Source organism: Metabacillus herbersteinensis, from assembly GCF_042433335.1.
GTDB lineage: Bacteria > Bacillota > Bacilli > Bacillales > Bacillaceae > Metabacillus > Metabacillus herbersteinensis.
This window is the reverse complement of the sequence record NZ_JBHLVO010000005.1, coordinates 150,881-169,780: the sequence shown is the minus strand read 5'-3', so window position 1 is coordinate 169,780 and position 18,900 is coordinate 150,881. Positions and strand designations below refer to the sequence as shown.

General features: G+C 36.3%; 21 protein-coding genes. 1 reads left to right on the top strand and 20 read right to left on the bottom strand.

Annotation, left to right across the window (positions count from 1 at the left end; genetic code table 11):
- Positions 1 to 2: 2 nt before the first annotated feature.
- The 12 genes from ACFFIX_RS09240 to ACFFIX_RS09185 form a co-directional block, all read right to left on the bottom strand.
- Positions 3 to 173: a YpmA family protein gene (locus ACFFIX_RS09240; RefSeq protein ID WP_378932877.1), complete on the bottom strand. Its 171-nt coding sequence runs from the start codon at positions 171 to 173 to the stop codon at positions 3 to 5.
- A 201-nt stretch (positions 174 to 374) separates the two neighbouring features.
- Positions 375 to 3,197, bottom strand: a complete 2,823-nt coding sequence (locus ACFFIX_RS09235; RefSeq protein ID WP_378932875.1) for an ATP-dependent DNA helicase DinG, 3'-5' exoribonuclease type — start codon at positions 3,195 to 3,197, stop codon at positions 375 to 377.
- Between the two features lie 136 nt (positions 3,198 to 3,333).
- On the bottom strand, positions 3,334 to 3,717 hold the full coding sequence (panD, locus tag ACFFIX_RS09230) for an aspartate 1-decarboxylase (protein WP_378932872.1): 384 nt from the start codon (positions 3,715 to 3,717) through the stop codon (positions 3,334 to 3,336).
- Positions 3,718 to 3,817: 100 nt separating this feature from the next.
- Positions 3,818 to 4,663: a pantoate--beta-alanine ligase gene (gene panC, locus ACFFIX_RS09225; RefSeq protein WP_378932869.1), complete on the bottom strand. Its 846-nt coding sequence runs from the start codon at positions 4,661 to 4,663 to the stop codon at positions 3,818 to 3,820.
- Positions 4,660 to 5,499 (bottom strand): 3-methyl-2-oxobutanoate hydroxymethyltransferase, encoded by an 840-nt coding sequence (panB, locus tag ACFFIX_RS09220; protein ID WP_378932867.1) that lies wholly within the window; start codon positions 5,497 to 5,499, stop codon positions 4,660 to 4,662. Before panB ends, panC begins: the two co-directional genes overlap by 4 nt.
- A gap of 351 nt (positions 5,500 to 5,850) precedes the next feature.
- Entirely contained in the window at positions 5,851 to 6,834 is a 984-nt protein-coding gene (locus ACFFIX_RS09215) for a biotin--[acetyl-CoA-carboxylase] ligase (RefSeq protein WP_378932864.1), read from the bottom strand.
- Complete coding sequence (locus ACFFIX_RS09210; protein ID WP_378932861.1) at positions 6,804 to 8,018, bottom strand: CCA tRNA nucleotidyltransferase; 1,215 nt, start codon at positions 8,016 to 8,018, stop codon at positions 6,804 to 6,806. Before ACFFIX_RS09210 ends, ACFFIX_RS09215 begins: the two co-directional genes overlap by 31 nt.
- 12 nt (positions 8,019 to 8,030) lie before the next feature.
- Positions 8,031 to 9,158: an N-acetyl-alpha-D-glucosaminyl L-malate synthase BshA gene (gene bshA, locus ACFFIX_RS09205; RefSeq protein WP_378932858.1), complete on the bottom strand. Its 1,128-nt coding sequence runs from the start codon at positions 9,156 to 9,158 to the stop codon at positions 8,031 to 8,033.
- Positions 9,145 to 9,870, bottom strand: a complete 726-nt coding sequence (gene bshB1 / locus ACFFIX_RS09200; protein WP_378933101.1) for a bacillithiol biosynthesis deacetylase BshB1 — start codon at positions 9,868 to 9,870, stop codon at positions 9,145 to 9,147. Before bshB1 ends, bshA begins: the two co-directional genes overlap by 14 nt.
- Positions 9,860 to 10,282: a methylglyoxal synthase gene (locus ACFFIX_RS09195; protein ID WP_378932856.1), complete on the bottom strand. Its 423-nt coding sequence runs from the start codon at positions 10,280 to 10,282 to the stop codon at positions 9,860 to 9,862. The genes bshB1 and ACFFIX_RS09195 overlap by 11 nt, the downstream gene beginning before the upstream one ends.
- 13 nt (positions 10,283 to 10,295) lie before the next feature.
- Entirely contained in the window at positions 10,296 to 11,099 is an 804-nt protein-coding gene (gene dapB / locus ACFFIX_RS09190; RefSeq protein ID WP_378933098.1) for a 4-hydroxy-tetrahydrodipicolinate reductase, read from the bottom strand.
- 6 nt (positions 11,100 to 11,105) lie between these two features.
- Complete coding sequence (locus ACFFIX_RS09185; RefSeq protein ID WP_378932854.1) at positions 11,106 to 11,435, bottom strand: nucleotide pyrophosphohydrolase; 330 nt, start codon at positions 11,433 to 11,435, stop codon at positions 11,106 to 11,108.
- A gap of 147 nt (positions 11,436 to 11,582) precedes the next feature.
- Here ACFFIX_RS09185 and ACFFIX_RS09180 point away from each other — a divergent pair, with 147 nt between their 5' ends.
- Complete coding sequence (locus tag ACFFIX_RS09180; protein WP_378932852.1) at positions 11,583 to 12,455, top strand: YitT family protein; 873 nt, start codon at positions 11,583 to 11,585, stop codon at positions 12,453 to 12,455.
- 20 nt (positions 12,456 to 12,475) lie between these two features.
- Here the strand turns inward: ACFFIX_RS09180 and ypjB are convergent, their stop codons facing one another.
- From ypjB to ACFFIX_RS09140, 8 genes are all read right to left on the bottom strand, one after another.
- Positions 12,476 to 13,216, bottom strand: a complete 741-nt coding sequence (gene ypjB / locus ACFFIX_RS09175; protein ID WP_378933094.1) for a sporulation protein YpjB — start codon at positions 13,214 to 13,216, stop codon at positions 12,476 to 12,478.
- A gap of 138 nt (positions 13,217 to 13,354) precedes the next feature.
- Positions 13,355 to 13,963 (bottom strand): lipoprotein heptaprenylglyceryl N-acetyltransferase LhaT, encoded by a 609-nt coding sequence (lhaT, locus tag ACFFIX_RS09170; protein WP_378933091.1) that lies wholly within the window; start codon positions 13,961 to 13,963, stop codon positions 13,355 to 13,357.
- Between the two features lie 114 nt (positions 13,964 to 14,077).
- Positions 14,078 to 14,845 carry a menaquinol-cytochrome c reductase cytochrome b/c subunit gene (locus tag ACFFIX_RS09165; RefSeq protein ID WP_378932851.1) on the bottom strand — a complete coding sequence of 256 codons (768 nt, stop codon included), beginning with the start codon at positions 14,843 to 14,845 and terminating at the stop codon, positions 14,078 to 14,080.
- Between the two features lie 78 nt (positions 14,846 to 14,923).
- Entirely contained in the window at positions 14,924 to 15,598 is a 675-nt protein-coding gene (qcrB, locus tag ACFFIX_RS09160; RefSeq protein ID WP_378932848.1) for a menaquinol-cytochrome c reductase cytochrome b subunit, read from the bottom strand.
- Positions 15,599 to 15,601: 3 nt separating this feature from the next.
- A complete protein-coding gene (locus tag ACFFIX_RS09155; protein ID WP_378932845.1) occupies positions 15,602 to 16,108 on the bottom strand; it encodes a QcrA and Rieske domain-containing protein in 507 nt (168 codons plus the stop codon).
- A gap of 141 nt (positions 16,109 to 16,249) precedes the next feature.
- Complete coding sequence (locus ACFFIX_RS09150) at positions 16,250 to 16,702, bottom strand: YpiF family protein (RefSeq protein WP_378932843.1); 453 nt, start codon at positions 16,700 to 16,702, stop codon at positions 16,250 to 16,252.
- 247 nt (positions 16,703 to 16,949) lie between these two features.
- Positions 16,950 to 17,507 carry a ReoY family proteolytic degradation factor gene (locus ACFFIX_RS09145; protein WP_378932841.1) on the bottom strand — a complete coding sequence of 186 codons (558 nt, stop codon included), beginning with the start codon at positions 17,505 to 17,507 and terminating at the stop codon, positions 16,950 to 16,952.
- A 117-nt stretch (positions 17,508 to 17,624) separates the two neighbouring features.
- Positions 17,625 to 18,890: a tetratricopeptide repeat protein gene (locus ACFFIX_RS09140; protein ID WP_378932838.1), complete on the bottom strand. Its 1,266-nt coding sequence runs from the start codon at positions 18,888 to 18,890 to the stop codon at positions 17,625 to 17,627.
- Positions 18,891 to 18,900 lie beyond the last annotated feature (10 nt).

Below are 18,900 nucleotides of genomic sequence, written 5' to 3'. Positions count from 1 at the left end.
GCCTACGTTCGATAAATCGTAAATATCGCTTTATTTTTATTATTACCTTCTAGAGCTAGTCCAAACATAAGGTCATTTCGTTTCAGTGTTCGATTTAGCATATCAACAATTTTATATAAGTCGTCTGTGTGGTCAACAGTAATTGTTGATAATACTTCTATCTTACTTTCCATAACAACTTCCTCCTACCAAAAACAAATATTGTAACTTATATGAGAGCAAACCATGGACACACTATTATTACAACAAGTTTTTGTTGTAAGTATCTTGTACCCATTATAACGGTTAATACCTGTGAAGTACAAAATAAATTTCTCTTACTCCACACCATTCGCCTGTGTGAAAACACAGGCATTTTTTAAATCTAATCACTACTATTTCAGTGTCCATTCTTCGATTATATGTGTTAATTGGTGCATTGGTTTTTCCTGTATTTCAATCTCTGGAATTGATGTTAAAAAGTGTTTTCCGTATTTTGTTGATGTAATTCGTTTATCAAAAACAAACAACAGGCCTTTGTCACTTTCAGATCGAATGAGCCGCCCAAATCCTTGTTTAAAGCGTAGTATTGCTTCAGGGAGCGAATAATAATAAAATGGATTCTCCCCTTTTTGTTCAATTACCTCACATTTAGCAGATAGAATTGGATCATCTGGTGAAGAAAAAGGTAATCTCACCATTATTAAAGACGTTAACTCATTTCCAGGAAAATCAACACCTTCCCAAAAACTATTCGTTCCAAGAAGAATGGCTTTGTCAAACTGACGAAAGTTTTTTGTTAGCTTTGATCGACTGCCACTACTTGTCCCTTGCCCCATAATCATAAAATCATCCAACGTTTCATCTTCTTTTAAGAGCTGATACGTTTTTTTAAGCATTTCGTAGGAAGTAAACAATACAAGCAGTTTTCCCATTGTTATTTGAGCAATTGTTCCTATATTCGCTACAACTGAATAAATATATTCATCGGTTGATACATCATTGATTGCTGGCATATCACTTGGTATCAAAAGTTTAACTTGTTCTTTGTAATTATAAGGAGACTTCAACAAGGTTTGCTTTGGATAAAAATCAGTTAGTCCAATATTTTCAATAAGATAGTGAAACGCTCCCTTAACTGTTAATGTTGCGGACGTTAAAATGACACTGTTATAATTTGCAAAAAATAAATCAGCTAAATATTCTGCAACAGAAACGGGTTGTGCATACAGAGAAACTGCATTTTTTGCACCCTTCGATTCAATCTCAATCCAAGTTACGATATTTTCATCAACTTGTAGAAATAGTGACTGAAATGTATCATGACAAGCATTAAAAAAAGCTAATACATCACAATACTCTTCGAAGGAAATTTTATCTAAACGATTGAGTTTATCCTTGTTTTCATTGAGAAAACGAAGGTGAGCACTTGAAGAGTTTTTCAGATCTATTAAACAAAAATTTAAGCGTCTGACTAATTCAAGCAAAGCATCCCAAGCACGGTTTTGTTCCTGATCTGTTTGAAATCGATAGGAAACACGGTTAGAAGCTGGCTTTTTTTTTCGTTTAAGTACATACCCGTGCAGAGAAGTAAAAAAAGAATTACAATCTTCTTGAAAAGTATTTAAAATCACTTCCATCGCTAGAAAATCATCTTGAAATGATCTATTTACCTTTTTGGTTAGATTCAACACTTTCGTTAACAATCCATCGGTCAGTAAGGTTCCTAGACGATTAAGATGAATATGAATCGATACATATTGAAGACGTTTCCCTAAATGATTACTTGCTACACGTTCAAGATGATGTGCTTCATCAACAATGATTTGATCAAAGTCCGGAAGAAATTCTTGACCTCTAGCTAAATGTGAGAGAATCATCGCATGATTTGTAACAATAATATTTGCTGATTTGGACTTTTCTCTCGCGTAACGATAAAAACACTGATTATTGTAAGGGTTTTTTTCACTATTTGATGAAGAATCATAATTAAGACGATTCCATAACATTTTCCCGCCCGAAGGTAGATTTAATTCATCAACATCCCCTGTTTCCGTCTCGGTTAACCAAATAAGAATTTGTGCTTTGGTTAATAGAAAATCATAGTTGTCGTCCTTCTCCAATAGAGAGTGTTCAAATTTTTGCAAGCATAAATAATGTTTTTGGCCTTTAAGCATTGCTATGTAAAAACGTTGTGGTATAGCTTTCTCTAAAAACGGAAGATCCCGATCCATCATTTGTGTTTGTAGATTTGTTGTATACGTACTAATTACAACAGGTTGATTATTTTTCAACGAATAATGAATGGCTGATACTAAATAAGCTAACGTTTTCCCTGTACCTGTTCCAGCCTCAATTATCGCATGTTGATGGGTGATAAAAGCATCCATAATTTCATCAGCCATTTGTAATTGTTGAGACCTAACCACATATGATGGAAAGATTTTGGTCAGTGATCCGTTTTCACTTAATAGCGACTTAGTGAAGTCTTTAAAGCTACCGACGTCTTCTGCTTGCTCTCTCTCAATTTGAGGGAGTTTCTTCTTTTTGAGAGCTAAAGATTTAATGATCTCAATATCTGACTTTACGGTGGAATCGTTAAGTGATTCTTCTTTATTAGAGATAAGTGCTTCTAAATGATCTCCAATATCACTGATAAACGATCGTGAAAGTTTACTTAAATATTGTAAAGTAATTGAGGGTAGTTTTGATAGCTTAATAAAGATATGTAATAACAATAGCGCGGTAACTTCTGCATCGCTATCGGCTCGATGAGGATTTAAGTGTTGAATTTCTAGCTCATCACATAGCTCACTTAATTTAAAACTTCTTGCAGTTGGAAGAGTAATTCTCGAAAGCTCGACTGTGTCTAAAATAGGACCAGTAAATGATGAGTATCCACATCGTTGTAATTCTTCTTGTAAAAAGGATAGATCAAAGTAGACGTTATGAGCAACGAAATAAGCATCCTCCAGTAAAGAGACAATATTTTCAGCAATTTCCTCAAAAGCCGGCGCATCTTGTACCATCTCATTTGAAATTCCTGTTAATTGTTCAATAAATGGTGGGATACTTTGCATCGGATTAACAAAACTCATATATCTGTCAACGATATTACCATCTTGAATTACAACTGCTGCTATTTGAATAATTTTATCCCCTCTTTTCGGGGCATTACCGGTCGTTTCTATATCAATCACTACAAATCGTTGCTTCATCATTTAAGACACCTCGACTTACTTGGAAACATTGCTAGAACTATTTTAACACTTTATTGGGTTTTCAAGAAGAAGACAAATAAAAAGGGGCCAACTTTTTTAAAGTTTAGACCCCTTTATACTCGAAAAGTTTAGTTTACATAATTGTCGCCGCAGGTTCCTGCCCTAGAATTTCAACTATTTTATTATCTTCATCCATAATTGCTACTTTTGGCTTGTGGATGTGGATTTTTTCTTCTGGAATTAAGGTATAGGTTAAAATAATGACAACATCGCCTTCTTGAACAAGTCTGGCTGCTGCACCATTTAAACAAACTACTCCTGTGCCTCGTTCGCCAGGTATAATGTAGGTTTCAAATCTAGCGCCATTATTATTGTTTACGATTTGAACCTTTTCATTAGTCACCATTCCTACTGCATCAATAATATCTTCATCAATTGTAATACTTCCAACATAATTTAGATTTGCCTCTGTTACACGAGCACGATGAATTTTAGCATTTAACATTGTACGAAACATGTTAATCTCTCCTCCAAAGAAAATGGAATCTATTATAAAGAAATAAAAAGAATTAGTCGATAATGTGGTAACTTGTCGATATTTAACTCCTACGTGGCTATTAAATATCAATCGTAATATTATCAATAAGTCGGACTTTTGTAAACTTCAATGCAACTGCAATGATCAGTTTACCAGATATTACCTCATGATTTATTAATTCTGGATAAGATAGTACCTCAACATAATCAATTTTTCCTGATGTATGCTGCATTATATAGGAAGACACTTCATCGACAATTTTTTGTTTTGTTCTTTCTCCTTGAAGCACTAATTCTTTACCAATGAGTAGGCCTTTATAAATAGCTGGTGCTTGAGATCGTTCGGATGAAGTTAAATATACATTTCTAGAACTCTTGGCCAGTCCATCTTCTTCACGTATTGTATCGACTGGTACAATTTTTAATGGAAAATGAAACTGCTCTACTAATCCATGCACAACAGCCACTTGTTGAGCGTCTTTCATTCCGAAGTATGCTGAAGTCGGCTGAACTAGATGGAATAGCTTAGTCAGTACAGTCGCAACACCATCAAAATGACCTACTCTTGTTTTTCCACAAAGCACATTTATACGATCATGAACTCTAACAGTGTATGAAGGTTCTCCTTGATACATTTCCTCCGCACTCGGTGCAAAGATTAGATCAACTTTTGCTAACCTTGCTAGTTCTTTGTCTTTTTCCAAATTACGTGGATATGAATCAAAGTCTTCATTCGGACCAAATTGAAGTGGGTTCACAAAAATACTTAATACAACAATTTCATTTTCTGCTCTAGCTTGAGCTAATAATTTCAGATGTCCTTCATGAAGAAATCCCATTGTAGGAACAAAACCAATCGTTTTATCTCCTGCTTGGTGCTGTGAAATTTCTTGTTTTAATTGAAAGACAGTTGTGACAATTTTCATCCTTTATTTCCCCCGTATAAGCCATGAAGTTCTTCTTCCTTCATTGAAAAAGTATGTCTTTCTTCAGGAAAAGAACGAAATTTCACTTCACTAACATATTGTTGGATTGCCCCTTCAATTGTTTCACTAACGTTTACATATTGCTTAACAAATTTAGGTACACGGTCAACACCATAACCAACTATATCGTGAAAAACTAACACCTGACCATCTGTGCTAACACCTGCACCAATTCCGATCGTAGGTATATCTAATTGATTCGTAAGTTCTTCAGAAAGTTGTCTAGGAACACATTCTAATACTAGTGCGATTGCACCTGCTTTTTGACAGGCATGTGCATCTGCAAGTAGCCTTTTTGCTGATTCTACATCTTTTCCTTGTACTTTATAACCACCTAACACACCTACTGATTGTGGAGTTAATCCTAAATGAGCAACAACTGGGATACCACCATTTGTAAGCGCTTCAATTAATTCGGTTACTTCATTAGCACCTTCAACCTTTACTGCATCAGCACCTGCTTCTTGCATCAGTCGTGCAGCATTTTGTAAGCTTAAAGACTTTGAAATATGATAAGACATGAATGGCATATCAGTGACAACAAATGTATTTTTCGCACCACGCTTCACGGCTTTCGTGTGATGAATCATATCTTCGATCGTTACAGGAATTGTCGAATCATATCCTAACACGACCATACCTAAAGAGTCTCCAACTAAGATCATATCAACATCAGCACGTTCAGCAAGCTTAGCTGTCGGGTAATCGTAAGCGGTTAACATTACTATAGGCTCATTGTTTTTCTTCATTTTCATAAAATCTAATCTTGTTTTCATTTTTTCCCCTCCTAATTGGTAGAGGAGATGAGATAACCGAAGAAATCAGTGATAATGATCGTAAAAGAACATGAAAAATCCTTCTTTACGACACAGAAAGAAGGATTGTAAATGACATCATTAATCGGTTTTCATCCCTCTGTCCTAGTCCTTTTTTTGGATCAAGGCAGAATTAATTTTATGATTATTCTATTAAAAAACTGTAAACGTAACTGACTGAAGGTGTAGTTCACTTTGATACTACCCAATCGAAGTATATCAAATAAAATAAAAAATTTCCATAAATTATTGCTAATTAACCAGCTGTTATGCTTCTATTTTTTATTAAAGAGCGAACAATTTTAGGAAAAGTCACGATTTTACTTCAATATCTGCAGAATAAATTTTTTCAATGTTGCCCGATTCTGTTTCTAGTAATAAAACGCCGTCTTCATTAATTCCGATTGCTTTACCTGTTAATGATCCATGGAGAGTTCTTGCCACTACCGTTTTATTTAAACTAATCGCATAGCTCTCCCAGAGTAATTTGATCGGCTTAAACCCTTTTGATAGATATAGGTTATATAACACTTCAAATTTAAGTAGAATTTGCTGAATCAACTCAGCGCGATCAGCTTTCTCACCAGCTTCAATTGCAATTGAAGTAGCTATATCTTGTAGATCTGTTGGAAAGTGATCTTGATCATGATTCACATTTATTCCCATACCAATAATGACAGAGTGTACGCGATCCGCTTCGGCTTGGAGTTCTGTTAATATACCGACTAGCTTTTTCCCATTAACTAATATGTCATTAGGCCATTTAATATCAGGCTTTAGTGTGGTCACTTCTTCAATCGCTTGAACGATCGCAACAGCAGCTAAAAGTGTAAGCTGTGGTGTCTGACTAAGCGGAATTTGAGGACGAAGAATTAAGCTCATCCAAATTCCAGTGTGCTTTGGGGAGTACCAAACTCTTGAAAGTCTTCCTCTCCCACTGGATTGTTGTTCACTCACAACAATTGTTCCTTCCTCGGCACCTTCACTTGCCAAATTATGAGCAATTTTTTGAGTTGACGTGACTTCTTCTTCAAAATGAATATGTCTTCCCATAAAAGAAGTAGTTAAACCTAACTGAATTTCGTTGCTGCTAATTTTATCTGGCTTTTTAGTAATCCGATAGCCTATTCTTCGAACTGCGTCCAATTCATAGCCTTCTTTACGTAGTTCTTCAATGTGTTTCCAGACAGCCGTCCTGGAACATCCTAGATATTCGCTTATTTTTTGACCAGAAAGGTACTCACCTTCCGCTTTTGAAAAAGCATCTAATAATTTGGATCGAAGTCCTGTTTGCACGTCAAAAGCCACTCCTTCATTGCTTGCTTTTCATTTTCGAGCTCACCATCAATGACCTTCTTCTCAAGAATTGCTAAAACCTTTGAAATCCATGGACCTGGTTTTTGATTGATAACTTTAACAATATCATTTCCTGATACAGCGAGCTGATCACGTGCCTTTATAGGTAAATTGTTGTACAAGGTTTCTAACCCCATCAGCTGATCGTTATTATCTGTTCTTAAGCTTAGTGTTAACCGCACTCTTTCCACTTGCATTGCGGTAATTAACCCTGCCTGATAAAGTGTTAAGCTTGTCCAGTCAGTATGTCTCAAGTTATGTAAGAGAGCCACATTTTTAACGACAGATTGAATAAGTTTAGATGGCAGCTTCCACTCTTTTAAAAATAAATCGATTGACTCAATCTCCATATGATGAACAAACATTGTCCACTGCTCTTCTCTACTTTTTAACATAGAAAGATTATATTGACTAAATCTCAGTAATTGAGTTCTTTTAGAGTCAAGACCTGGAAGATAAACGTAGACTCTTGTGTCAATCATGATTTGCAATGCTTTCTGATGATGGACACCAGAAAGCATTTTCTCAAATTCAACGGTCTTTCTTTCGGTTGAAATGTTCTTTAATAAAGATACATTTTGAATAATGGCGGTTTTAGTGTCTCCATTCAGTGAGAATTGAAGCTGACTCACAAATCGAATCGCTCTTAACATTCGTAATGCATCCTCTGAAAATCGTTCCGATGCTTTTCCAACTGTTTGGATCATTCTATCGTTCAAATGTTGCTGTCCGTCAAAATAGTCATAAAGATTTCCGTCGATATCCATTGCCATTGAGTTGATCGTAAAATCACGGCGGCGTAAATCTTCCTTTAATGAGCTAATAAATGTTACTTGGCTAGGTCTTCTAAAGTCTTCATAAGCGGATTCAGTACGGAAGGTTGTCACTTCGTATGATCGTTTATTATGCAGTACGATAATGGTTCCATGTTCTGCTCCTACATCAATCGTTTTTTCAAAAAGCTGCTGAATGATTGCAGGTTTAGCAGACGTTGCAATGTCCAGATCACCAATTTCTCGATTTAATAGGAGATCTCTTACAGCACCTCCAACAAAATAAGCTTGATATCCAGCTTCATGCAGTTTTTCTAGAATGGGCTTTGCTTCTCGGAAAAGAGTTTCCATTTGCATGGCTCCTTATTTTAGTAAATCGTAATACAAGGCTTCATATTGTGAAACAATTTTCTCCGAATGGAAGGTCTGTTTCGCTGTTAGGATGGCATTTTCCGACATTGTTTTATGCAGTTCATGGTTTGATAGAATTTCAATTCCCTTTGCAGATATTGATTCAATATCGCCTACCTCACATAAATATCCATTTTTCCCATCTTCAATAACTTCCGGAATTCCGCCAGTATTTGTTCCAATACATGGAACTCCACATGCCATTGCCTCTAAAAGGACGAGCCCGAAGCTTTCCTTTTCAGATAGTAGTAGTTTCAGGTCGCTAATTGAATACAATTCCTCGATGTTATCCTGCTTTCCGAGAAAAAGAACATGATTATTTAACCCTAATTGTTTTACTAGTCTTGAAACTGCCGTCATTTCAGGTCCGTCACCAACAAGTAACAGCTTTACAGGAATTTGTTTTTGTATTTGGTGAAAAGAATAGATTACATCTTCAACACGCTTCACTTTTCTAAAATTTGATACATGTATTAAGATTTTTTCATCTTCTTGTATTCCGTATTCTCTTTTTAAGGAGCTAGTCTCTTTTTTGTAATAGATCCGTTCGTCAATAAAATTATATACTGTGTCGATTTCTTTATTAGGACTAAGTAAATCATAGGTTTGCCGGACGAGAGAATTCGAAACAGCGGTAACTTTATCTGAGGACTCTATTCCAAAGCGAATCATTTCAGACAGGGATTGATCATAGCCGAGGACAGTAATATCAGTTCCATGCAGCGTAGTGACAATCTTCAAATCCCCTCCTACCATTTGCTTTGCTAAGTAGGCACAAATTGCATGGGGAATCGCATAATGAACATGTAATAAATCTAGTTCTTCTCGTTTTGCTACTTCGGCCATTTTGCTAGCCAGTGCCAAATCATAAGGAGGATATTTGAATACAGAGTACTGATTCACTTCAACTTCATGAAAGGTAATATTGCAATACACTTTATTTAGTCGAAAAGGCAAGCTTGATGTGATAAAGTGAATTTCATGTCCCTTTTCAGCAAGTAGTTTTCCAAGCTCCGTCGCAATGACTCCCGAACCACCGACAGAAGGATAGCAAGTTATCCCTATTTTAAGCTTTTTCATTCTGTTCACCTATTAAATCCTTTGTTAATAGAATCGGTTTTTTCGTTCTAAACCCTTCCGCGTATGTAACCCCAGCATCTATACCAAAAAGTCTTTCCCTACTAACAATTGTTTCAATATACCCATTTGTTAAAGGGGTTTCAACCGTATCTAAAAAAGTCTCAAATTGACTTGAATATGCTTTTAAGCTATTTAGTTTCAATGACATGGTTTCTGAAATATCTAGTACAAAATCAGGTTTATGGAACCCATTTATCATATAAAAGTGTAGTGACTTAATTCTATGTGCAGGTTGATTTTCCTCATCGATATAGTTTTTTACAGCCGCAGAAAACACTGCTTCTTCGACTAGCTTTGCGCAATTAGCATGATCCGGATGACGATCTTCGTTAAACGGAGCAAAAACAATCTGAGGTTTTTGCTTTCTTATCACAGTTACCAGCTTACGAATGTATTCATCAAGTAAATAAAGTCCCCTGTCAGGTAAAGTCAATTGAATACGAATAGAGATGCCTAATATTTCGCCTGCTGCTTTAGCTTCTTGTTGACGTAGGGATACCGTACCATTTGAGGACAGTTCTGCTTTAGTTAGGTCACATATACCCACCATGTAGCCTTCTTGACTATATTTAGCAAGTGTTCCACCCATGCCGATCTCAACATCATCTGGGTGGGCACCAAATGCTAAAATATCCAGTTGACTACTCGCCATTTTCTTTGCCTTGTTTTTCATGAATGATCGTTCTCCATTTTAAATCACCACGTTCTAATCCATGAATTAAAATTTCTGCTGTTCCCATGTTCGTTGCGAGCGGTATCGCATAAACATCACATAGCCGTACAAGGGCTGTGACATCAGGTTCATGTGGTTGTGCGGTTAATGGATCTCTAAAGAAAATAATCATATCCATTTGATTTTCAGCAATCATTGCCCCAATCTGTTGATCCCCACCAAGCGGTCCTGATTGAAAACGATGAATGTTTAATTTTGTTGCTTCTTGAATTCGTAACCCTGTTGTTCCAGTAGCAAAAAGAGTATGATCTTCGAGTGTGCTTTTATATGCTGTGACAAATTGAACCAGATCATTTTTTTTGTTATCATGGGCAATTAATGCAATATTCATTAACCATTCTCCTTTACTCCAAAATATTTTCTAAGCCGTACACTAAAACATTTAATTTCATAACAGAATCAACGGCCAGCTTTACACCTGACATAAACGAAGCTCTGTTGTATGAATCATGACGAATGGTTAACGTTTGCCCATCACCGCCAAATAATACTTCTTGGTGTGCAATCAATCCTGGTAAGCGCACACTGTGAACATGAATTCCCTGGTAATTTGCTCCACGGGCCCCAGATAAGGTTTCTTTTTCCTCCGGGTGTCCTTGTTGTTTCTCATCGCGAACACTTGCAATTAATTCTGCTGTTTTTAAACCAGTACCAGATGGCGCATCCAGCTTTTGATCATGATGCAACTCAATGATTTCCACGTCCTGAAAATAAGTAGCTGCCATTTTTGAAAATTTCATCATTAGGATGGCTCCTAATGCAAAATTCGGTGCGATAATTGCGCCAATTCCTTTTTCATCAGTCAGTCTTTCAATCTCTTGTAAATCTGCTTGTGAAAAGCCAGTTGTTCCTACAACAGGTCTTACTCCATTTTTAAGTGCTAATTTTGTATGTAATTTTCCGATTTCTGGAGTAGTTAGGTCAATTAACACATCTGGACTTTTCTCAAAAAAGCATTTTTCAATATCTGTATAAATAGGAACACTGGCGTTAAAGCCATCTAACTCGTTTAAAAGCATTCCCTCATATTTATGATCAACAACTGCGACAAGCTCGTATTCCTCTGTTTCTTCAACTAACTTTACAGCTTCGCGCCCCATTCTCCCTCTAGGTCCTGATATGACAATTTTAATTTTATTCATTTGAATTCCCCTCTATTCCTCAATTTTCGTCCAACGATCACGATCTCTTGTTTTAAATTTACTCATGACTATTTCATGAGATTTTTCTAAGTCTATTTCTAATGAGTTAGCTAGACAGAGTAACACAAATAGAACATCGCCTAGCTCCTCTTCTATTTCTTTATCTGTTTCCGTAGCCTTTTTCTGCTTTTCTCCATGATAGTGATTAATTTCTCTTGCAAGTTCACCCACTTCTTCTGTCAACCTAGCAAGCATTGCAAGTGGACTGAAATAACCTTCTTTAAATTGTCCTATGTACGTATCTACTTCTATTTGTAGTTCTTTCATTGATTTACCTTCCATTTTAACACCCTCTTTATCTATTCTTATTAATGTTAGCTAATTGATTGGTGTTTGACAAATATTACAGTATGAAATCAAACAAAATTTGCTTACTTTTTTTTCTTCATCTATACTATTTACGCTATGCTATTCTTGGGAGGTGTTTGTTTGCTTAGTGGTTTAAAACTTAAAAACACATTATTTATTCTTCTTGGCTCAGCCATATTTGCGTTTGGACTTGTCCACTTTAATATGCAAAATAATTTAGCCGAGGGTGGTTTTACTGGAATTACACTGCTATTATACTTTTTATTTGATTTCGACCCTGCCATCTCAAACTTAATTTTAAATATTCCATTGTTCTTTATTGGGTGGCGTATTTTAGGACGAACTTCTTTTCTTTATACCATAATCGGAACTTTTAGTCTTTCCTTATTTTTATGGATTTTTCAGCGCTATCAAATTAATATTCCACTTTATGAAGATTTAACATTAGCTGCACTTTTTGCTGGTGTATTTATCGGGGTTGGTCTTGGAATTATCTTTCGTTATGGTGGGACAACGGGTGGGGTTGATATCATCGCTCGTCTCTCACAGCGCAAATTTGGCTGGAGTATGGGAAAAACAATGTTTCTATTTGACTTAGGTGTAATTACTCTTTCACTTATTTTTTACTTAGACTATCGAGAAGCGATGTATACGCTTGTTGCCGTCTTTGTAGGAGCAAAAGTGATCGATTTCATGCAAGAAGGTGCTTATGCTGCAAAGGGTGCAACCATCATCTCTGAGCATAATGAACAAATTTCAGCTAAAATTATGCAGGACATGGACCGTGGAGTAACGATTTTAAAAGGACAAGGATCCTTCACAAAGCAAGAACGAAATGTATTGTATTGTGTGGTTGCGAAAAATGAAATTGTCCGCTTAAAAAACGTCATCACAGCGGTTGATCCACATGCGTTTGTAGCTGTTAGTGACGTTCATGATGTACTAGGTGAAGGTTTTACTCTAGATGCAAATAAAAAACCGATTGAACGTTAAAAACGCCCAAAAGGCGTTTTTCACTTCTCTCTATCTCTTTGAATTTCTTTTTCTTTTTCACCTCTATATAATCTCCATCCAGCGTAACTAAGTGATAAAAAAATAACGCTTCCCGTTGAAATCATCACCCACAATAGTGATGGATCTGCATCATCCTCTTTTACTCGATCAAACAAATCCCTTAATTCTTCTTCCATTAGTGTTAATTGCTTAACCTTTGTCGTTTCAGATACTTGCTCAAAAAAACTGTCTTCGACAACCGAAATGTGTGCATCAATTCTCTTCACATGAGTAGAATCTGAATCAACTTGAATACTAGGATAAATCATATCATATAGAGTCAAAAAACGATTCCATTCATTGTTGAAAGATTGCTGATTTCCACTTGCAAGATTACTTTTTAATTGTGAAAATGTTGCCATGATTGACGTTTCCAATGAGCCCCATAAAGGTTGATGTTCAGACACCATCGCATCAACCACTAATCGGAATTGAGTAAGTGTGCGAACCTTCTCATCAGTTGAAAGCCCATCGTTACCGAGTACTTCTAGTGCGCGTTGATGTGTTGAGGTAATTGTCCTTAAATGATCAAGTGATAGCGCCTCTCTATCAAGAGGTATTTGCTCAAATTCCGTCGCGAAATAGTTTAGTAACTGTGCAGCCTCACTAAATCTTTCTTGTTTTGCTAATTGTAAAGCCGTATCTGAAATATTGTTGAGCGATTTCCAGTCATATGTTTCTTCTGCAACAACTAGTGGAATAGCTGTAAATAAAAACAGTATTGTAATTACTGCAAGAATTCCTTTTTTTATTCTTGTCCCTCCTAAAACGTCTATTAAAATTTATGAAGAGTTGGACAAGGTTAGACCAATTTATACATAAAAAAGACTTAGTAAATTTCAGCTAAGTCTTTCGTCAGGGTATGATAATTTAGTGGCGTTTTTTCTAACAACAAAATAATAACCTAGAAATAGAGACAACATGCTTAACCAGAATGTAAAATAACCTATTTGTTCAATACTATTCATTAATGAGCTATATCTCGGCATCATATCAAATACATAGTCAATCACATCGTTATGTAGCGTCCATACAGCTGCAACAATTAAATGCCATGCTTTGAAACGGAAATACGGAGCATATAGTATGCCTTGAATGGCCATTGCCGAATGGGATGCAATTAGCATATATCCTTGCCAAGGTAAATGACCATTTACATTTAAAACAAGTAAATTCATGACAACCGCCCACACCCCATATTTAAACAATGTCACGATTGCGAGCGCTTCAATAATTGGTAGGTTTTTTCTGAAAAGTAATGCACCAATTGCAATTGTAAAAAACAGACTTGCAGTAGGACTATCAGGTATAAAAATTAAAAAATGGGGAGGAGTATCACGCAGCTGAGGCAAATACCATATGTAACCGTATATTGTTCCGAAAAGATTTGCAAGAAAAAGAATTGTTAACAAAGCACGATTTCCTAATATGTAGAGTATCCATTTCATCATATCTCAGCTCGAATCTATATTTATTTATTATCAATATTATGACGCCTTGCTAATTGTTGGAATAAGAGTATGAGCAAAGGTCGAAAAAAAAAGCTGACAGCAGTCAGCTTTTTATTTTGCAGTCGTTGTTGAAATGAATTCTGAAAGAGCTTTAAGCTCTTCATCTGTACCTTTAAATACGCCTGCTGGCATGTTTCCTTGACCTTCTTTAGCAATTTTAGCAATATCCTCGGGCTTTAGTCCAGTATCAACTAAAGATGGACCAGCTGCTCCACCTGCTAAAGTATCACCATGACAAGAAATACATCCTTGCTCTTGATAGACTTTATAAGCATCAGATTCTGTATCAATTTCTGCTTCAACTTGAATTTTCCCTTGTTCTGCAGCTGCTTCCCAGTCATGAGAAACAACGGATTCCCAAGTTAGGAAAATTGTCGCTGCAACACCTAGTAACATCATTCCAACAGCAACAGGACGTTTCGCTGGACGACGTTCTGGTCCACGATCTAAAAATGGAGCTAATAAAAGAGCACCAAATGCTAGACCTGGCATAATAAATGCACCAATCACCGTGTAAGGACCGGCTGCATATGTGTATTTTAATAATTGGTATAAAAACAAGAAGTACCAGTCTGGTAGTGGAATATATCCAGTATCAGTAGGGTCAGCGACACGCTCTAGCGGCGATGGATGAGCGACAGTCAAACATAAGTATCCAATTAGGAATACTGCCCCTACTAACCATTCTTTTAATAAGAAGTTTGGCCAGAATGCTTCTGTTTTACCAGGAAACTCCGAATAATCTTTCGGAATGTTTGGCTTTCTCTCTGCAGGAACACGAGAGTCACCAACAAATTTCATACCTTTTCCGCGATGCATGATTTCCCCTCCTTTGTAAGGTGGTTTCCGATATCCATATTAACTATAAATGTAGTGCAAGAATACTACTTATGACTCTTATAGAGGTCCTGAAATACCTTGTTTACGAATCATAATAAAGTGAGCTGCCATTAATCCAAACAATGCAGCAGGTAAGAAGAAGACGTGGATTGCAAAGAAACGAGTAAGAGTCTGTGCACCGACGATCTCTGGATGACCAGCAAGCAACGTTTTCACTTGAGTACCAATCAATGGTGTAGCTTCAGCAATTTGTAAACCTACTTTTGTTGCAAATAATGCTTTCATATCCCAAGGTAATAAATAACCAGTGAAACCCAGACCAAGCATTACGAAGAAAATAAGTACTCCAACAATCCAGTTTAACTCACGTGGTTTTTTGTACGCACCCTGGAAGAAAACGCGTAACGTATGTAGGAACAACATTACGATAACTAGGCTTGCTCCCCAATGATGCATTCCTCGAACAATTTGTCCGAATGCTACTTCGTTTTGCAAGTAGTACACAGACTCCCAAGCATTTTTTATATCAGGAACATAATACATTGTTAAAAACATTCCTGATAGAACTTGAATAACTGTTACGAAAAATGTTAATCCACCAAAGCAATAAACAAAGGCAGAAAAGTGGTGTGCAGGGTTTACGTGTTCAGGAACTTCATGGTCAGCAATATCTCGCCACATCGGCGTAATATCTAACCGTTCGTCAACCCAGTCATAAATTTTATTTAACACGTATTACGCCTCCTTTCGTGGTTTTGCTTTACCTAAGAATAAATAACTGTCTTTAACTGCATGATCATATACGTCAAGCGGAGCTAAAGGAGGTGTTCCAGGTACGTTTTTCCCATTCTTCTCATATAAACCATAGTGACACGGACAGAAGAATTTATTAGGGTTTGCAGGATCACTGTTCCAGTTAACCGTACAACCTAAATGTTTACAGATAGGTGACAAAGCAACTATCTTTTCGCCATCTTTGTAAACCCAAGCTGATCTTGTTTCTTCGGATTCATACCAAGCATCAACTTGTTTGATTTTAAAGTCAAAACGTTGTGGTTCATTCGTGATCTCTTCAACTTTAACAACCTGCACTAAATCTTGCTCTTCTGCAGGGCGAAGCACAGGGTCAAGTGCGAAGCGAACCATTGGCATCATCATACCTGCTGCCATGAAACCGCCTACACCTGTAAGCGTGTAGTTTAAGAATTGACGTCTAGAAACCCGATGTTTTTTCTCGCTCATCATTTTCCCCCCTCTATCTTAAACTTCTGTCCTTTTGGACAGACGGAAATGATATATAAAACTAGGACATATTCATGATATATCAATCTTTAAACAAGGTCAATAAAATCCTGGGTTAGTTTAAGTGAAATGAAAGGGTTTTTATGATTTGTTCCAAGATTGTAATAAAATGTTCAATATTTGTTCCACATGATCTTGTAAAAGCTTCTTCTTCAGGTGATCGTCCATATGTTCTAGTGGAACTGTTGGCAGCCATATAATATTTCCTTTTAGATCTCCATCTAACTCCCTCAGCTTCTCATCACTCGTAATGAAAAGGACATGCTTAAACTGCGTTAGTAATTCTTGTTTCCATTCTTGTAATTCACTAAAAAGCGCCTCTGACTTGGCCAAGTAGGAAAGAGATGGAAGTAAATATATTCTACCTTTTAGTTGCCTTTCTAATTCATTTGCTAACAATGTAACAAACTCACCCTTTGACACAACTTGTTTTAGACTACTATCAACAACAATCGGCACGAGGGGCACTACTGCTGTATCTACATATTCCTTAGACTGTGTATAAAGATCCACATCACTTGTTGTCCACTTCAAAAAAAACACTCCCTTTACCTTTTAGGACTCGTTTTATTATAAAAGAAATTTGGTTGTTTGTTAAATTTTTAGGCGTAGAGATTACAAAAGAGTGTAGCTTATGTTGAGTTATCAATTCTCATAATTATTAAGCCTCATCATCTTTCTTCAATAGAAGCAGTACATTGCTACACTAAGAAATTTAAACGACAAAAAAACGACTATGGCTATTTACCCACAATCGTTTTTGTTGTTTGTAATGAAAGCTTTAGGTACTTTGTTCGCATTTCAAGCTATTTAATTGGTTAGTTAACAGTTGAAATGATTCTTTATCTTGGCGGTCTAGTGCTTCGTCGATAAGCTTTAATATTTTTTCTTTTTGGTACGACTGAATGGAGTGTTCTAGAATCTTTTCTACTATGACCCGATCTTTTTCATTTGCGTTTAAATGTTTAGGCATGAAGGGATTAGATTCCAAGACAGCTGCATATTGAGGTGATTGATAGGCTGATCTAAAGTTGAGTTGGATAAATAATTCTTCATCTTTGTTTAAACGAATGTCGTGAAATGATTTTTCGGCATCTGTAGTCATGATATTTTCTTTATAAAATCGGAAAGGCACTTCTTCAACACAATGAGTGGACATAATAATTCCCCTTGGACAATATTGCGCTTGCTCCACAAAGTGCACTTTTTCCATAAGTGAATCATGACTCATTAAATAATTTAAAATCCAAACGCATTCTCTTCTCTTTAACTGATAATGGTTTAAAAACCACCTAATAAAGTCTTTCTTTTCGTGGACAGAAACAGGGGCCGCCGCCATACCTTTCCCTCCTCTGCTTTTTATTCGTATCAGAAAATAGAAACTTTAAGAAAAAGTGTACGTAAATTCATACTCTTTAAATTCTACATTAAAAAGTTAAAATCCTTCTCTTTCTATTTAAAACTCATCTTCTAATTGCAGCAAAATCTCACTGATTTCGACATTTGATGGGTCTAATGTGTTCAGTCTTTCAAAAACTTCCTTCGCATCTTTTCTTTGACCGTCTTCCATTAGGAAGTATCCATACTCTTCTAAGAAGTCTCGCCCATCCTTGAAGAAATTATATGCAAGTTGATAATGGTTTAATGCCTGTGTATATTGTTCTTTTTGATGATAAGCTCGTGCTAAATTCCAATGAAAGCCTGGGTCTTCCTCACCATACTTCATTATTTCCGAAATAACATCGATTACATCATCGTATCTTTCCTCTTGTAAAAATAAGTTTGTTAATGTAAGAGCTGCCTCTACATGCCCCGGGTCAAGTGCGACAGACTCTCTTAAAAACTGCTCTGCTTCATCTTTTAAGCCGTTTTTAATGGCTGTTTTGCCTCCATAAAGATATAACTCTTTATTAAACTCATCTACCTTAATACCTTCTCTAACTGTATCAAGACTTTCTTTAAGCAATCCTTCTTGCTCGTAAGATTTTGCCAAATACAAATAAAGTGAGGTAAAATGTGGATCAAGATCTTTTAAATCAGTTAGTTGTTTTATGGCTGTTACATAAAAGCCACCTTGATATGCTGTGACGCCATAGCCAAATAATGTGTTTAGATCTGTTTGTTCATCAACTGCTTGCTGGTAATAGGTCATTGCTTCCTCAAATGATCCTGTTACACTCAAACACTCCGCTAACCTTTGACCAATGTGTATTCCAGAAACAGTAGAGCGATTTTTCATCACTGATTCGAAGAATGTAATGGCTTTTTGATACTTTGCTTGGTGAAAATAGAGTTCACCAAGCGCAAAATCGATAATTGATTCCTCAGGCAACAAGATTTTGGCTTCTTTGAGTTTTTGCTCACTAACCTCAGGTAAACCTTGCATTTGGTAAAGATCTGCTAATAATAAAAGTGCTTGTGGGTAGTCCTCGTCAAAAGGCTCTACTGTATTTAAAAGGGTAATGGCCTCTTCTTCTTTATCAAGATCTAAATAGATCTCTGCTAAGAATAAGCTAATATGTGTTTCTTCTGGATAAAGAAAATGGAGTTCTTCTATGATTTCTTCAGCTTTATCAACCATGCCCCACCCAAAATAGTGATCCGCAAGCATGTATTTTTCTTCGTCATGTAAAGTTGGCTGAATTTGTCCAAGTAAATCAAGACCCTTTTCTGTTTCTCCGTTATTTACTAGAGTTATCGCTTCATTCATTACTTCATTCAACATATTGGTC

What these genes read in the sequence shown, in the direction of transcription:
- ACFFIX_RS09240 (WP_378932877.1), bottom strand. Translation starts at nt 173, where the DNA reads ATGGAAAGTAAGATAGAAGTATTATCAACAATTACTGTTGACCACACA.
- ACFFIX_RS09235 (WP_378932875.1), bottom strand. Translation starts at nt 3,197, where the DNA reads ATGAAGCAACGATTTGTAGTGATTGATATAGAAACGACCGGTAATGCC.
- panD (WP_378932872.1), bottom strand. Translation starts at nt 3,717, where the DNA reads ATGTTTCGTACAATGTTAAATGCTAAAATTCATCGTGCTCGTGTAACA.
- panC (WP_378932869.1), bottom strand. Translation starts at nt 4,663, where the DNA reads ATGAAAATTGTCACAACTGTCTTTCAATTAAAACAAGAAATTTCACAG.
- panB (WP_378932867.1), bottom strand. Translation starts at nt 5,499, where the DNA reads ATGAAAACAAGATTAGATTTTATGAAAATGAAGAAAAACAATGAGCCT.
- ACFFIX_RS09210 (WP_378932861.1), bottom strand. Translation starts at nt 8,018, where the DNA reads ATGGAAACTCTTTTCCGAGAAGCAAAGCCCATTCTAGAAAAACTGCAT.
- bshA (WP_378932858.1), bottom strand. Translation starts at nt 9,158, where the DNA reads ATGAAAAAGCTTAAAATAGGGATAACTTGCTATCCTTCTGTCGGTGGT.
- bshB1 (WP_378933101.1), bottom strand. Translation starts at nt 9,870, where the DNA reads ATGGCGAGTAGTCAACTGGATATTTTAGCATTTGGTGCCCACCCAGAT.
- ACFFIX_RS09195 (WP_378932856.1), bottom strand. Translation starts at nt 10,282, where the DNA reads ATGAATATTGCATTAATTGCCCATGATAACAAAAAAAATGATCTGGTT.
- ACFFIX_RS09185 (WP_378932854.1), bottom strand. Translation starts at nt 11,435, where the DNA reads ATGGAAGGTAAATCAATGAAAGAACTACAAATAGAAGTAGATACGTAC.
- lhaT (WP_378933091.1), bottom strand. Translation starts at nt 13,963, where the DNA reads ATGAAATGGATACTCTACATATTAGGAAATCGTGCTTTGTTAACAATT.
- ACFFIX_RS09165 (WP_378932851.1), bottom strand. Translation starts at nt 14,845, where the DNA reads ATGCATCGCGGAAAAGGTATGAAATTTGTTGGTGACTCTCGTGTTCCT.
- ACFFIX_RS09155 (WP_378932845.1), bottom strand. Translation starts at nt 16,108, where the DNA reads ATGAGCGAGAAAAAACATCGGGTTTCTAGACGTCAATTCTTAAACTAC.
- ACFFIX_RS09145 (WP_378932841.1), bottom strand. Translation starts at nt 17,507, where the DNA reads ATGGCGGCGGCCCCTGTTTCTGTCCACGAAAAGAAAGACTTTATTAGG.